This is a genomic window from Clostridium sp. (assembly GCF_050717545.1).
GTDB lineage: Bacteria > Bacillota > Clostridia > Clostridiales > Clostridiaceae > Clostridium_AD.
The window spans coordinates 37274-53215 of record NZ_JBOITN010000045.1; the positions used below are offsets into that span (position 1 = coordinate 37274).

Sequence of the window (15942 nt, forward strand, 5' to 3'; positions counted from 1 at the left end):
GAATTAATGTTTTTATATTTAAGGTAGATTTAAGGTTAATACAGTGTCCATTTAAGATTCAGTTGCTATTATGAATATATAAACTTAGGAATACACTAATGGATCGGAAGGAGTTATTTATGCTTTTATCACTAAACAATTTATCAAAGGAATATTTTCTAGAAAAAAAGAAAAGTTTTAACGCTCTTAGCTCTGTAAATCTTAATTTTGAAAAAGGAGAATTTGTTTCAATATTAGGACCATCGGGATGTGGAAAATCCACTCTTTTAAATATAATTGCGGGCCTTGATCAACCAACTTCGGGTGATCTTGTAATTGAAGGTAAATCAACTAAAAAATACAAAAAAAAGAATTGGGATTTATATCGTAAAAATAATATAGGTTTCGTTTTTCAGTCTTTTAACTTAATTGAACATTTATCTGCACTTGAAAATGTTGAAATTGTAATGAACTTAATTGGTCTACCAAAAAAGAAACGAATTGAACGTGCTAAAAGTTTGCTTATACAGGTAGGTCTTGAAAAACATATGGATCATAAACCTGGTGAATTATCTGGAGGCCAAAAACAACGTGTTGCAATTGCTCGTGCACTTGCAAATGATCCAGATATAATACTAGCAGATGAACCAACTGGTGCACTTGATAAAAAAACAGGTATTCAAATTATGGAGCTTATAAAAGAAGTTGCCAGTGATAAGTTAATTATTATGGTTACTCACAATCGTGAGCTAGCATACGAATATTCTACCCGAGTTGTAGCCATCTTAGATGGAAAAATACAAAATGACGAAACAATTAATGAATCTGAAACCAATGATGTTAAATCAGAACTAACAAAGAAAGATGGCAGCATGTCTTTTGGAAATGCAATAAAAATATCCTTAAGAAATCTTAAAAAGAAAACGGGACGAATAATCGTAACTACTATTGCAGGTTCAATTGGAATAGCAGGTATTCTATTAGTTGTGGGTCTTAGTAATGGGGCAACCGATTATATAGATGTACAAACAAATTCTTTTGCTAGCGCTAATATAATACAAACTACTATGAAATTTAAGGATGCGACTGTGCAAAAAACTAATTATCCAAAGAACATAAATGTCTATGATAGCATTAAAAAAAATCCTGACGTGTTAAAAATTAGAGAAAACTTAAATATTAAAGATATTACTTCATATGAGGTAAACAATGAAATTTTAAAAGATATTACCTTTAATTCACTTGCTGGCGAAAATTATCTTTCAAACATAGACCATGCATTGACTGGTAGTGTTCCAAAAGATAATAAAAATGAATTATTAGTAAATAAAGATATGGCTAAGAAAATCATCGAAAAGTATGGCATGAACCCTGACACAGGTGATTATTCAAAAGCTATTGGTAAAAAGATAAATGTAGTAATTCAAGAAAAAACTACAAACCCACTTACTGGGGATGAAATTTTAGGTAAAAAATATACACATGATTTCACAGTTGTTGGAGTTGTGAACGAAATTGCTCTAAGCTCAGCTGCTGTATATTATTCTTATGATGCTGTTAATACATGGCTTAACGATGATGGCTACTTCGAATCGAAAGAAAACCGCGTTGTAAATGCAGAAGTTGTTATAAAAGATGTTCATAACAATGAAACAGTACTCAATTATATTAATGCAACTGAAAATGGCGGTATTGGTGGAAGTAAAATGACTGAGGAAAAGGGATTCTCTGCAACCTCGCAAATTGTTATGGTTAAAACTGCTATTAAAACTTTAATTAATTTAGCAGAGGCAGTTATGATTGTATTTATTTCACTTGCCTTAGTAGTTTCAACAATTTTAATAGGTATTGTAATCTTCTCAAGTGTCCTTGAACGTAAAAAAGAAATAGGAATTCTTAAGGCTGTGGGAGCAAGAAATAAAGATATTGCTCGTATTTTTAAAGCTGAGTCTGCATTGATTGGTCTTTTTGCAGGAGTCACTGGAGTAATCGTAGCTTTTATAATACAACCACTTGCAAATAGAATAATCAATGATGTATTAAATATTGATGCAAATAATATAGTAAATATTCCATTAACAGGTATTCCATTTACAGATATTAAAGTTCCCTTTGTAACTATAATCGGTCTAATTGTTATCAGCATCTTAGTTGCAGTTTTAGCGGGACACTTTCCATCTAAAAGAGCAACAAAAATTCAAGTTATTGACGCATTGCGTGATGAATAGGAGGGGTAGTAAATGTTACAGATTAAAAATTTAAGAAAAATATATACAATTGGTAAAAATAAAGTTATAGCACTCGATGACATTTCTTTTGATTTACCTAATGGAAAACTCGTAGCAATTGTTGGACCTTCTGGTTGTGGGAAAACAACAATGATGAACTTAATAGGAGCTTTAGATGCAAATTTTGAGGGTGACGTTATTGTCAACGGTAAATCCTTAAAAGAGGCAGGGCAAAAAGACCTAGATACTTATAGAAAAAACACAGTAGGTTTTATTTTTCAACAATTTAATTTACTTAACTCATTAACATCAGCGCAAAATGTAGAACTTGCTTTAGATTTATCAGGATACTCAAAACAAGATAAAGTAAAAAAAGCGCGTATTCTACTTGAGCGAGTTGGACTCACAGATCAGATTAAAAAGAAAGTAAACCTTCTGTCAGGTGGTCAACGTCAAAGGGTTGCTATAGCTCGCGCACTTGCTAATGACCCAGAAATAATTTTAGCTGATGAACCAACTGGTGCCTTAGATGTTAAAACTGGTGAGCAGGTTATGGATTTATTAAAAGAAATTTCAAAGGAAAAACTAGTACTCATGGTTACCCATGCACCTGACCTTGCAAAGGCTTATGCAGATTTAATCGTAACAATGGAAGATGGTAAATTAGTTTCTATTGAAGAAAATTCAACCTCGATTTCAACTGAAAATACAACTGCAACCGACAAAATAGAAACAAAATCAAAGATGTCATTTTTGGCAGCACTAAAAATGTCTCTTCGTAACGCATGGTTAAAAAAAGGTAGGACCATTGCAACGGCCATAGGAACTTCTATAGGAATAAGTGGAATTGCTTTAGCTATAGCTATTACCTCTGGGACCACTAGTGCAGTTAATACTCAGGTTAACGGTATATTTCCATCAAATGCAATAACTGTAGGACTCAAAGAAAATACCGATAAAGCTATAAGAGATTTAAAACCTATGAAATATAGTGATATAAACTCAGTTATGTCCTTGAATAAAGATATATATGCATATAACTTTCAAATTGGAGGCACTGGAGTTCCCGTTGCAAGTTTTTATTCTTTAGACCAAAATATAATTAAAGATGAAAAGTTAATGTCTAAACTTTCTGACCAAGCAACTCGCGAAAAATTAGTTATGATGATGGCACCAGGGGTTCTTCAAGATGTTAAAAATGATATTCAATATGGAACCCTTCCCAAGGCTAACTCTACAGATGAAATTGTTATTTCACTTTCAACCGCTAAGGATTTAGAAAAAAACGGTGGTGAATTAAAAGATTTAATTGGTAAAGATATTTATGTTCGTTATCTAAAACAAGGTTCCAATCCACATAGCGACCAAGGTGGAGTCACCCAAGTGCCTATAGTTAAAACTTGGAAAGTAGCTGGAATTGCCAATACTACAACCTTAATAGACACCTATTATGCAACAAGCGATTGGGCATTTAATTTTTATGAGAAAGAATTTAAAATAGATAAATCGACTTTAGAAACTAACGCCTTTGTCTTATTTTCTAGTAATAATAAAGAATTAGACGCACAGCTAAAAACATTAAATGATTCACAAGATAAATACACATTTAATTTAACTGCTAAAACAATCTCCGCGCAAGTTGATGGAGCAATGAAACAAGTGCGTTATGCACTACTAGGCTTTGCTGGAATATCCATTCTTGTAGCAGCCTTAATGATATCAATTGTTGTTTATATTTCTGTACTAGAAAGAATAAATGAAATAGGTATACTTCGCGCAGTAGGTGCAAGAAAAAGAGATATATTAAATGTTTTCGTTGCTGAATCATTCATTATTGGTGTGTTATCAGCAGGCATTGGTTTACTGTTTACTCTAGGTATATCTAAAGTCATTAACTCAGCAATTTATGGTTTCCTTCAGAATATTTCTGAGAATGCTCCTTATATGGAAGTTGCTAAATTACCTCTTGGTGATGCTGGTTTAATTTTATTGTTCTGCGTAGTGTTAAGTATGATTTCAGGATTCTATCCATCTTTAAAGGCTTCAAAAATGGATCCTATAGATGCATTACGTAGTAGATAAGTAAAAAATAGTGTATACTATATTTAAATTTCATTATAATATATAACGTACAGTAAACTAGGTGGTGATAATAAATGAAACCCGTATTAATGTTTATAACAAGTTGGTGTCCATATTGTAAAAGAGCATATTCTATGATCAATGACTTAAAGAATACTCATCCAGAATTTGAAAATATTGAGGTTACTATAATAGATGAAGAGCGTCAACCAGAAATAGCTAATCAATATGATTACTATTATGTTCCCACTTTCTATGTTGATGGAGTTAAGTTATATGAAGGAGTACCTTCTAAAGCTATTATTCAAAAAGTATTTGAAGATGCAATTAAATAGAGACTACCTTTGCACAAAATAAAAAGGGACTGTATCAAAATAGATATCTCTATTTTGATACAGTCCCTTAATTGCAGCATATGCGTATCTTTGATGTAGTTAAATCATCTCCTACGGAGCTGAAATGTCATTAAATAAAATTTTGTTCTTTGCTTTTATCTACTCTATCAATAAATTCTACATCTTCAAGGGATGCTAAAGCATCTTCCGCTGTAATATCATCTTTAACTTTAGCATAAAGAATTATATCTCTATTTACGTCTCCATCCCACTCAAAATCAGTCATTACGCTACTAATCCCTAGATATTCACCCATGGTATTAGCACTAATGTTAGTACCTCTATAAGTATCAAGACCCTCCTGCGTTATTGTAATTTCATAAACTTTGTCATTATTGGGCATATATTATTCCTCCTACTAATTTTTTTAACTTCATGATTTTAATGTTCTACAAAATCATAAATATATACTTATATTCTTTACTTTTTTTAAAAATTCTAACACTAGAAGACATAATACTATTTTTATATGACATTATACAATGGCTTTTGCATTTTATTGATCGTATAATTGTATGTATGGTTAAACCTTAAATCTAATTAAATTAAATAACAATTTTATTAATACACATAATAAGGGGATGTAAAATAATGAAGTATAGAACTTATGGTAATACAAATGAAAAAGTTTCCGTTTTAGGATTTGGTTGCATGAGGTTACCCGAAGTTGAAATAAAGGGCAATTGGTATATAGATGAAGATAAAGCTTTACCTATGCTTAACAAAGCTTATGTAAACGGTATTAATTATTTCGACTCAGCTCCATATTACTGTCATAGTAATAGTGAAGAGGCTATGGGAAAGGCTTTAAAAAATGTACGAGGCAATGTAAAGTTAACTACAAAGCTCCCTGTTGATGAAGTTAAAAGCCCATCTGATTTAAGGAGATTTCTTGAAAATAGCCTTAAAAAAATGGATACATCCTGTATTGATTTTTATCATTTTTGGGGTATGAATTTAACTAAACTTGGGATTGCTAAAACCAATGATCTTTTTAATGAAGCACGAAAGGCAAAAGAAGAAGGATTAATAAAACATTTAAGTTTTTCTTTTCATGATGCACCTGAAAACATGATAAAAATTATTGATGCCGGCGCTGGACTTTTTGATTCTGTTTTATGCCAGTACAATCTTCTTGACAGGGCTAATGAAAAGTCTATTGCTTATGCCAGATCAAAAGGGCTGGGAGTAGCAGCAATGGGACCTGTAGCAGGTGGAAGACTTGCAGCACCCACGGAGCTTTATAAGAAACTTACTGGTAAAGAATCTATAGCTACCTACGAGCTAGCTTTAAGGTTTGTTTTAGGAAATGAAGATATAAGTATTGCTCTATCAGGCATGGAGAATATGAACATGTTAGAGAAAAATTTGGCTATTGCAAATCTTGATACTTATATGACCAAATCTGAATGGGACAAAATTGGGCTTGCTATGGAAGAGACTAAGAAGTTTTCAGAGTTATATTGCACAGGCTGCAATTACTGTCAGCCCTGTCCAAAAAACATAGTTATTCCTAAAATATTTAATATGTATACTTACCACAATGTTTATGGCTTAACAGGAGTAGCAAAAAAAGAATTTGAAGAGTATAAGAAGAATCCAGAAAAGGGTGCTTTACCTGAGGCCTGCGTAGATTGTGGCATGTGTGAGGAAAAATGTCCACAACATCTTAAAATAAGAAACGAATTAAAAAGAGTAGTTAATGTTTTAGAAGGAATAATATAAAACATATAATACACTAGATATAAAAAGGAGTTTTTAATTATGAAGAAAATTAATATTGGTAATGGAGCTGTAAGCACTTCTGAAATTGCCTTAGGATGTATGAGAATAAATGATCTTTCAAAAACCGAGGCATCCTTACTTATAAATACTGCAATAGAATCAGGAATTAATTTCTTTGACCATGCAGATATTTATGGTGGTGGTAAATCTGAAGAAGTTTTTGCAGATGCATTTGATATGAAACCAAGTAACCGTGAAAAATTTATATTGCAATCAAAATGTGGTATAAGACAAGGATATTTCGACTTTTCAAAAGAGCATATTTTAAACTCTGTAGACGGCAGCCTAAAACGCCTAAAAACAGATTACATAGATATATTACTTTTGCATCGTCCAGATACACTTATGCAGCCAGAAGAAGTGGCAGAAGCCTTCTCTATTCTTCAAAAGAGTGGTAAGGTTAAACATTTTGGAGTAAGCAACCAGAATCCAATGCAAATTGAGCTTCTAAATAAATATCTGAAAAACAAAATAATTATTAATCAATTGCAATTTAGCATAACAAATACAGGTATAATTGATTCTGGACTAAATGTTAATATGAAAATTGACCCATCTATTGATCGTGATGGTAGTATACTAGAATATTGCCGCCTAAAGGATATAAATATTCAAGCGTGGTCACCATTCCAGTATGGCTTCTTCGAAGGTGTATTTTTAGATAATGATAAATTCCCAGAACTTAATAAAAAGATCAATGAAATTGCAGCTGTCAAAGGCGTAACAAATTCTGCAATTGCAATTGCTTGGATTTTAAGGCATGCAGCTAAAATTCAGCCAATAGTTGGCACAACAAACCCTAAGCGTCTAAAAGATATTTGCGCTGCATCAGGCGTAGAACTTACAAGGCAGGAGTGGTATGAAATATATCTGGCAGCCGGTAACAAACTTCCATAATTATAAAAGTTATAAAGGACCTGTGAGATGACTTATCTACTCACAGGCCCTTATGATTTTTAATATTTTAACTTTCTTCTACATTCTCAATATATTCGGCATTTTCCAGCTCTTCAAAAGCATCTTCTACTGAAACCTCATCTATAATTCTTCCAGTAAGGATTAGTCCTTTTTTCATATCCTCGTCCCACTCAAAATCAGTCATCACACTATCAATACATAAATTTTCAGCCATAGCATTTGCACTAATCTTAGAACTTTTATAATTTTCATGGCCATCTTGTGAAATTGTAACTTCATAAATTTTATTTTTCTTTGTCATTCATTATTCCTCCTCATGTTTTTACATGTTAAGTATAATGTTCTACATAAATCATAAAATATCCATGTATTTTTTTATATGTACTATTTTTATATTATTGCAACTCCAGTTTCTCTTGCCACTCTAGCTACCTCTGCTGCTACAGTTTTTGCTACTCTTTTGTCAAAAGCTCCCGGAATAATATATTCATCATTTAATTCTTCATCAGTAATTAAGCTTGCTATTGCTGTAGCTGCTGCAAGTTTCATTCCCTCGGTAATATCTGTTGCACGTACATCTAGTGCGCCTCTAAATATTCCTGGGAATATCAATACATTGTTGATCTGATTTGGATAATCTGATCTTCCTGTTGCAATTACTCTCGCGCCACCCTTTTTAGCTTCTTCTGGCATTATTTCAGGTGTTGGGTTTGCCATTGCAAATATAATCGAATCTTTATTCATAGTTTTAACCATATCTTCATTTAACATATTAGGTCCTGAAACTCCAATAAATACATCTTTCCCTTTTACAATTTGGGCAAGCGTTCCATGCTCCATACCCCTATTTGTAACCTTTGCCATTTCTACTTGAGGTGGATTCATCCAATCAAGTCCCTCAGCAAGTGCTCCTTGTTTATCACACATTACTATGTTTTTAATGCCGTAAGATAAAAGAAGTTTACAAATAGATATTCCTGCTGACCCCGCACCATTTATAACCACTTTTGCAACATTAATATCTTTCTTAACTACCTTTAGAGCATTGATAACTCCTGCTAAAACTACAATTGCAGTTCCATGTTGATCATCATGAAAAACTGGTATATCTAACTCTTCTTTTAATCTTCTTTCTATTTCAAAGCACCTTGGTGCAGATATATCCTCAAGATTTATTCCTCCAAAAGTTGGAGCAAGGTATTTTACTGTTTTTATAATCTCTTCAACATCTTTTGTATCAAGACATATTGGAAAAGCGTCAATATCTGCAAATTCTTTAAATAATATTGCTTTTCCTTCCATAACTGGCATTGCAGCTAATGGGCCTATATCTCCAAGTCCAAGTACTGCTGTTCCATCAGTAACTACAGCTACAAGATTTCCTTTAGCCGTATATTTGTAGACATCATCACTATTTGCATGAATTCTTCTACAAGGTTCTGCAACCCCAGGAGTGTATGCAATACTTAACTGATCTCTATTTTTTACTTCGACCTTAGATACTATTTTAATCTTACCCTTATTCTCTTCATGCATTTTTAAACTAAGTTCATCATAATTCATTTTAAAAAACCTCCTAAAAAATTTATTACATTATCGCCATCTCTTCTTCTATTATAATATAAATTACGTTATAAGTGAAATTGAATAATTCCCATGCTATTTTCACATAATATAGCTACAGTGAACGTTAAGAGATGAATGGAGGTTATACTAATGAAAAAAATCAAAGTTTTATTTTATTACTTATTTACTATGATTTTGTTAAGTGGATGTGGAAATATAGGTATAGCTTCTAATACTACTATCTCTGAAAGAGGATCTGGAGTTTTTAGCTTTAAGGTTGCATATGATTATATTATATTTGATAGTTTAGACGGAAGTATATTAAAAAATAACAAGGATGCTCCAAAAGATGAGCGCATTAGAAAATACATTCATAATGAGGACTATCTTGAAGAATATAGACTTAACTTTGATAGCTTAGAGGATTTAAATAAAAAATTAGCTTTCAATCAAAATGGATTTAAGGTTAGTGTTGTAAAAAAAATAGGTTTATTTAAGGATACATATACATATGAAATGAGTTTTCTTAAAGCCTTTGATAACTCAGCAATAAAAACAAGCTTTTTAGAAAATAACGAGATAAATCAATCTATAACAAAATATAGCGATAGTAATATTGATAAATTTATAAGTAACGTAAAATTCACAAGCGAAGTAGTTTTGCCTGGAAAAATAATATCAACTAATGCAGTAGGTGATACAGGTGGCAACCTAGTATGGACCTACAACTTAAGTCAGATTAATTCCCAGACAACAATGACTGCTACATACGTGATAGATAAAACTAAAACTACTGCTTTGTTTGGCCTTATTGGAACAGTTGTAATTATTTTAATTATTTATTTGATTGTTAGGGCTAAGAAATTAAAAGTATCATAATAATATGATCTCAGTGTTTAACATTTCTCTGTATTAATTCCATAAAGATTCCCGGGGTAACTATGCTTGCTTTAGGATTTTGCTTTATTTTATCCACAGCCCTCTTAATATTATCAATAGTTTTGCTCCAAGCATGCACATAAACAAATGTGTAACTATTAGCATTGTTAATGCCTACTTGCCCAGAGCTAATTCTTTCATTGATTTTAGCAACCAGCTGATCTTCACTTTCAATGTTGTCCCAAAGCAAATCTCTACAAGACACTACAGGTTTATTATTAGACCAAATAATTTCTCCGTGATAATTATCATGCCTATGATAATCAAGATAAAACAATCCGTAAATATTGGGTTTAGCATTGAATTTATACCAAAGCTTGCAATCATAAAAAGAAAAGTCGTCAATAATTGCTATATATTTTTGATCTACTTTTTTCATATAATCATTTAATCTATTAATATATATGCCCAGAGTACTTTTATCAAATTTACTTGGGTACATATATCCATTTCCAGATGGAGGCACTATAAAGTAATCATTTGTACATCCACGCGCTGCACTTTCATAATATAAATTAAATACAGTAGGTGCAAGATAATATAAAGATGGACTTAGTGACCACCCCAAATTAAATTTACCTTTATCAGGAGAACCATACCACTTATGTGACCCATAATTAGTTCCAAGATTCCACTGTTGGTTGTCTCCATCGGACATGATAAATGTTACATAATGTTTCTTTTCCCCGTTAGGAATATTTTTTACCTTTACTTGAGTTTTTGGAATTGATGGAAATGAACTTAATACAGTTAAATTATAAGACCAATCCGCAGCAACCATACTAATGCCATACTTAGAAGTTGTACTTACATTAATAAATTCATCTGGCCCCCACCCATAACATACAGAGTCCTTTTCCATAGATGAAAATATTTTATCCCGAAGTGTTGTATCATTTATTTTGTCCTCATAAAATATTAATGATTTGGTCATTACTGCATAATCTCTTAAGGCTGAGCTTTTATCAGGTGATAACTCAATTACTATAGAATGATTAAGGCCTAAATTCCATAAATTATCATAGGCCCATTTTTCATCAGTACCCCTCAAGTCCGCTTTAATAGTTGTAATGCCTTGTGCGCGCACCTTCTCCTCAATAACCTCATCAATAACAATGCAATTATTTAATGATGCAAAAGAACAAGCATTATTTATTGAAGGATCTTTTAAAGATTTATTATTATAAAGCACATATCCCTCTACATAACTTTTAAACATATCTAATAATATCCATGGATCTGAAATAATATCATACTTAACTCCATACCGTTTTTTTAAATCATCTAACCATATTTGATAGTCTGGTTGTGATGAATTGAGTGTGTATATCTGCCTTGTGGAATGACTATTAACAAGGCCTTGAAGTGTAGCTATCATTGCGGACTCACTTTTAGTCATCGTGTTTTGAGAAATAACATATAAATGGGTTGGCATTATAGGGTTTTTTATATAATTGGATGAAGTTTCGATTCTATCAGTAACTGGAAAAGGAATATTATTACCGTTAATAATACTCCTTTTCCAATCACTCCATTTAATTAAACTCATTACTGTTTTCCAAGCAGTATTTATAAAAATTTTGTAAGAAGTTAATTCGCTCATTATTATAAAAAGATTTAATATGACTCTCATCAAAACTTGCAAGTAATAGCTGCCTCTTTATAATATCATCTGCAGATACTCTATTTGCGTTTCTAATCATATCGTACATAATCATAAACGTAGTAGTTCTTCCAATCCCCTGTTTACAGTGAAAATGAATCCAGGTATTTTTCGGCAAAACGCAAACTAGTTGTATAAAATAATCAACCATATCATCTAAAGGTATCTTACCATCAGTAACAGTGATGCGAGCATATGACAATCCTTTAGAACTAACCAGGTATTTTTCATTTTCAACTTCTCTTGGAATCACAGTTATATTTTTATGATTATAATAAGTCATAGGCACACCTAATTTAATGCTATTAAGTTTATAATATTCGTCTGTTAAAACTTGCTGCCTTGTTAATCCTATGTTGGCATTATTTAATGTTGTAGCCCAGCTAACAGGAGCTCCATTAATAAACCCATGTGATTCTTGCCTTAAATCAATTACCAGTATAGGTAACGTCTGTCCGATACTTTTTATTACAAGTGGAAGATTATATTTTGAGAATTGTTGACTACCAGAGATATTTAATTTATCTAATCCGATAAGATTTAATTTATCCTTGTTTTGCGTAGTAAGCGAGGTAGTAGACTTTCTAAAGTTTTTAGGAATGTCAGTGTAATTTTGGTTATCTAAAATAAGATTAACAACAGTTTTATCATCTAATGATGCACTAGGAAGCTGCGATACTTCATTTTTTATTTCTCTTGAATATAAGTTTTCATTATAAGACCTCATCATATTATAAAAACATGGACTATAGTACATATATATCCTCCATAAAATAAATTTCACTATATATTATGTTATGGAGAATCGTTTTGCTCCAAATCCTATTGTTATATATTAAATTATCTCCTGCAGAGCTGAGATATAGTTAAATACTTCTAAATAAGCTCATTCAGATTGAATCACCTCTATGTATTTTTTTACATGTATACTTTTACGAATTATTCACAATAATGATAATTGTCATATAAACTTTTATTAGTATAATTAAAATTTATATGACCATAATCTGTTATAAGAGTATAATGTATATATACAGCATAGTTTTGATAACCATAAGAAGAATTTGCTGGAAACACTAAATCATTTAGGAGGTACATACATATGTTAAAACAAACACTAAAAGCTGATATTATTAAATATATGAAAAGCAGGGATAAGATAAGGCTTACTACTTTAAGGACATTAATGGCTGACGTTAAATATAAGGAATTAGATTTAAAAAGAGAGCTAGAAGACAATGAGTTAGTTGGTATTATAGAGAAAACAATCAAACAATTAAATGAAACTCTAGTTTATGCAAAACAATCTGAGAAAGCAGAAATTATTGCCGAAACAGAAACATCTATTGAAATGCTTTCTGTATATATGCCAAAGCAATTTACTGATGATGAAGCGAAAGCAATCATAGCTGAGGTTATTGCTAAAAACAGCTTTAAGGGAAAGGGTGATATGGGAAAAGTTATGAAGGCAATTATGCCTAAACTTAAAGGAAAATATGATGGAAGGAAAGTAAATCCTCTTGTAAATGAATTACTAGCATAGGTTCTCACTGGGTAGTGATATTTATATCACTACCCCTTTTTTTATAAATATATTAAATGTTTAATTATGTTTCTAATGTTTCTAATGTACATATTTTGCATTGCAAATACAATTTTTTTTTGATATACTTGGTATAATATTAAAGAATCTATAATAAATAAATATAAAAATATGGAAGTTGGTGTTAAAAATGGGTCTTTTACGTTGGATAGGCGGAATAGTAGTATTTTTTTGGGTTTTAGGTCTTATATTTAAAGTTGGTGGCGGTATGATACATACGTTACTAGTAATAGCTGCGATAGTATTTATCGTTGATATGATTTCAGGTAAAAAATAAATTCTAACTAACATTTGCCCTTATATGATTTTTTTACATAAGGGCCTTTTATTTTACTTTTTATTTCTAGTTATCATATACTTTATCAGATGGACTTTTTGAATATTTAAGAAACCCCTTATCCATATTTAAAACTATAGCTCCTATTTCATTTAAATATTCAACATATGAATTTAACATTTTTTTTATTAGGGCATGTTTATATTTATTTTTTACAGGAATATTAAAATTGTTAATAACAGCCTTGAAAATATCTTCCATTGTCATTCCATCATCTATAAGTGTACATATTCTTGCAGCTCTGCGCTTATAGAAACTTATATTATCACTTATAAGTTTTGTAACATCCTCATACATACCTTTGTGTGCGACAACATATTTGCTACATTTTAAATCATAAAGTTTTAATTTGCTTAATAAATCCTCACTAAGTATATACGCATAAGGCATTTTAGCTCCCCCCATGACTTCATAACTAATAAGTGAATCCCCTAAATAGCAAACATCATCTGGGGTAGTAATACATATATGAGCAGGGCTATGTCCAGGTGTATGAAGAATTTTAAATTGAACATCGCACATAGTTATTCTATCTTGATTATCAAAAATCATAATATCTGTTTCACAAACCATATGTCCAAAATGCTTGGAGACATCCGTTAATGTTTGACCACTATAATAAAGTTTGAGATTAATTATGGAACTGCAAATAAGTGCTTCATATGCCGGCATTGCAGTAATGCAACCATATTTTTTCTTTAAATATTCATTATTACCTATATGATCTACATGAGCATGACTGCATATTATCCCAACTACATTAAAATTATTTTTTTCAAGAAGTTCATCTATTCCTTTTCTTTCTCCCTGCGCCCATCCTGAATCCAACATAATAATATCTTCATTGTTAATTTTATAGAAAGGTACATACGACATTCCAGTATTAATGCAGAATGTATTTCCTTTCACTCTTTTTATATCCATATATCGTCTTCAGCAGAGTGTATGCTGCAAACACACAAAACCACCAAATGCTCACTTCCTTTCTATATCTAGTATATTTTAGTTCAACCTATATATTTTTAAGTTTTTCCTGCGTATCTTTTCTTAATCTAAATATTTTTTCAAGTTTTTCTCCAGCAACTTTTACTTGATCTACAGCGATTTGATTTTGTAACACGTCACCCTTTTTAAACAATTTTAGAACTTTAACAGTAGATGTTACTCTATACCCTAATCCTTCAAGTGGTTTTTTCATAGCCTCAGCAGTAAATCCCATATCTTCCTCATTATTTTGCTCACAAATAGCTATAACTACAGCATATTTTCCGCCTTTTGCTTCGTTAATGCTTGACCAAACAGAGCGATCATCTTCTGCAAAGACTTGAAAACAATAAAGTCTTTCAATAAAAGCTTTCATATCTGAAGTTATATTATAAAAATACGTTGGAGATCCTAAAACAATAGCATCAGAATTTAAAATAAGTGGATATATTTTCTGCATATCATCCTTTATTACGCACTTATATGTGTCTTTGCATCCTTCACATCCCGTGCACCCGCTTATATTATAATCTCCTAGAAAAATCATCTCAGTATCAACACCTTTTGACTCCATTACTTTTAATGTTTGCTCTACTAAATATGATGTATTACCATTTTTTCTCGTGCTTCCTACTATACCTAATACTTTCATTCTAAATCCTCCAAACACAATATATTTTATGTTACTTAAGAAAGCTATTCTTTAAATAAATCTCCTTTTATTTTATCCCAAAATGTACATCATTACTACCTTTGAATTCATAAAACAAAAAAATGATTAGAGATGTGAGTTTTACACACTTCTCCAATCATTTTCTGAAAATTATTTTTTATAATATATCTATTAATAGTTTTCTGCTAATATTTCAAAATAAGCTTTTGGATGAGCACAGGCTGGGCAAATTTCTGGTGCTTCTTTACCTTCAGAAATATATCCACAATTAGTGCACTTCCATAAAGTTTTTTCAGCTTTTTTAAATACAGTTCCATCTTCTATATTTTTAGCTAGTTTTATATATCTTTCTTCATGTTTTTTCTCAACCTCAGAAATTTTTGTATATACAAATGCAATGTCAGAAAAACCTTCTTCTTTTGCATCTTTTGCAAATTGAGGATATAGCGTTGTCCATTCTTCATTCTCACCAGCCGCTGCTGCTAATAAATTTCCTTTTGTATCACCAAGGAAAACAGGATATCCTGCATCATTAATAACAACTGCATCACCATTTAAATCACTGTTTGCTAAAAATTTAAAAAACCTTTCTGCATGTTCTTTCTCATTACCTGCTGTTTCTGTAAATATGTTCTGAATTTGCACGTAACCTTCTTTTTTAGCTATAGATGCATAAAAAGTATATCTATTTCTCGCTTGAGATTCTCCTGCAAAAGATTTTAAAAGATTTTCGGCTGTTTTTGTTCCTTTTAATTTTATCATTTTGTCCTCCTCTATTTGCATATGTGTT

Annotated in this window: 14 protein-coding genes and 1 pseudogene; 8 read left to right on the plus strand and 7 right to left on the minus strand. The window is 31.2% G+C overall.

Annotated elements, in window-relative coordinates:
- Positions 1 to 119 precede the first annotated feature (119 nt).
- From ACREVX_RS16575 to ACREVX_RS16585, 3 genes are all read left to right on the plus strand, one after another.
- The gene (locus tag ACREVX_RS16575; protein ID WP_431545324.1) at positions 120 to 2207 is read left to right on the plus strand and encodes an ABC transporter ATP-binding protein/permease; all 2088 of its coding nucleotides are present in this window, start codon (positions 120 to 122) and stop codon (positions 2205 to 2207) included.
- Positions 2208 to 2219: 12 nt separating this feature from the next.
- Complete coding sequence (locus ACREVX_RS16580) at positions 2220 to 4289, plus strand: ABC transporter ATP-binding protein/permease (RefSeq protein WP_431545325.1); 2070 nt, start codon at positions 2220 to 2222, stop codon at positions 4287 to 4289.
- A gap of 74 nt (positions 4290 to 4363) precedes the next feature.
- Positions 4364 to 4624, plus strand: a complete 261-nt coding sequence (locus tag ACREVX_RS16585; protein ID WP_431545326.1) for a thioredoxin family protein — start codon at positions 4364 to 4366, stop codon at positions 4622 to 4624.
- 130 nt (positions 4625 to 4754) lie between these two features.
- Here the strand turns inward: ACREVX_RS16585 and ACREVX_RS16590 are convergent, their stop codons facing one another.
- Positions 4755 to 5027 carry a hypothetical protein gene (locus ACREVX_RS16590; RefSeq protein WP_431545327.1) on the minus strand — a complete coding sequence of 91 codons (273 nt, stop codon included), beginning with the start codon at positions 5025 to 5027 and terminating at the stop codon, positions 4755 to 4757.
- 248 nt (positions 5028 to 5275) lie between these two features.
- Between ACREVX_RS16590 and ACREVX_RS16595 the strand changes: the two genes are divergently transcribed.
- Positions 5276 to 6409 carry an aldo/keto reductase gene (locus tag ACREVX_RS16595; RefSeq protein WP_431545328.1) on the plus strand — a complete coding sequence of 378 codons (1134 nt, stop codon included), beginning with the start codon at positions 5276 to 5278 and terminating at the stop codon, positions 6407 to 6409.
- A gap of 39 nt (positions 6410 to 6448) precedes the next feature.
- Positions 6449 to 7366, plus strand: coding sequence for an aldo/keto reductase (locus ACREVX_RS16600; protein WP_431545329.1), 918 nt, complete (start codon positions 6449 to 6451; stop codon positions 7364 to 7366).
- A gap of 67 nt (positions 7367 to 7433) precedes the next feature.
- On the opposite strand, the gene ACREVX_RS16605 is transcribed toward ACREVX_RS16600, so the two are convergent.
- Complete coding sequence (locus ACREVX_RS16605) at positions 7434 to 7688, minus strand: hypothetical protein (RefSeq protein WP_431545330.1); 255 nt, start codon at positions 7686 to 7688, stop codon at positions 7434 to 7436.
- Positions 7689 to 7777: 89 nt separating this feature from the next.
- Positions 7778 to 8950 carry an NAD(P)-dependent malic enzyme gene (locus tag ACREVX_RS16610; protein WP_431545331.1) on the minus strand — a complete coding sequence of 391 codons (1173 nt, stop codon included), beginning with the start codon at positions 8948 to 8950 and terminating at the stop codon, positions 7778 to 7780.
- Positions 8951 to 9103: 153 nt separating this feature from the next.
- Here ACREVX_RS16610 and ACREVX_RS16615 point away from each other — a divergent pair, with 153 nt between their 5' ends.
- The gene (locus tag ACREVX_RS16615; protein WP_431545332.1) at positions 9104 to 9832 is read left to right on the plus strand and encodes a hypothetical protein; all 729 of its coding nucleotides are present in this window, start codon (positions 9104 to 9106) and stop codon (positions 9830 to 9832) included.
- Positions 9833 to 9842: 10 nt separating this feature from the next.
- On the opposite strand, the pseudogene ACREVX_RS16620 reads toward ACREVX_RS16615, so the two are convergent.
- A pseudogene (locus tag ACREVX_RS16620) lies at positions 9843 to 12285 on the minus strand (GxGYxYP domain-containing protein).
- Positions 12286 to 12657: 372 nt separating this feature from the next.
- On the opposite strand from ACREVX_RS16620, the gene ACREVX_RS16625 reads away from it, so the two are divergent.
- Entirely contained in the window at positions 12658 to 13098 is a 441-nt protein-coding gene (locus ACREVX_RS16625; RefSeq protein ID WP_431545333.1) for a GatB/YqeY domain-containing protein, read from the plus strand.
- Between the two features lie 190 nt (positions 13099 to 13288).
- Positions 13289 to 13435, plus strand: a complete 147-nt coding sequence (locus tag ACREVX_RS16630; RefSeq protein WP_431545334.1) for a lmo0937 family membrane protein — start codon at positions 13289 to 13291, stop codon at positions 13433 to 13435.
- A gap of 66 nt (positions 13436 to 13501) precedes the next feature.
- Here ACREVX_RS16630 and ACREVX_RS16635 read toward each other — a convergent pair whose 3' ends face one another.
- The 3 genes from ACREVX_RS16635 to rbr form a co-directional block, all read right to left on the minus strand.
- On the minus strand, positions 13502 to 14419 hold the full coding sequence (locus ACREVX_RS16635; RefSeq protein WP_431545335.1) for an MBL fold metallo-hydrolase: 918 nt from the start codon (positions 14417 to 14419) through the stop codon (positions 13502 to 13504).
- 88 nt (positions 14420 to 14507) lie between these two features.
- On the minus strand, positions 14508 to 15131 hold the full coding sequence (locus tag ACREVX_RS16640) for a flavodoxin family protein (RefSeq protein ID WP_431545336.1): 624 nt from the start codon (positions 15129 to 15131) through the stop codon (positions 14508 to 14510).
- A 192-nt stretch (positions 15132 to 15323) separates the two neighbouring features.
- Positions 15324 to 15914, minus strand: coding sequence for a rubrerythrin (gene rbr, locus ACREVX_RS16645; protein WP_431545337.1), 591 nt, complete (start codon positions 15912 to 15914; stop codon positions 15324 to 15326).
- Between the last annotated feature and the right edge of the window lie 28 nt (positions 15915 to 15942).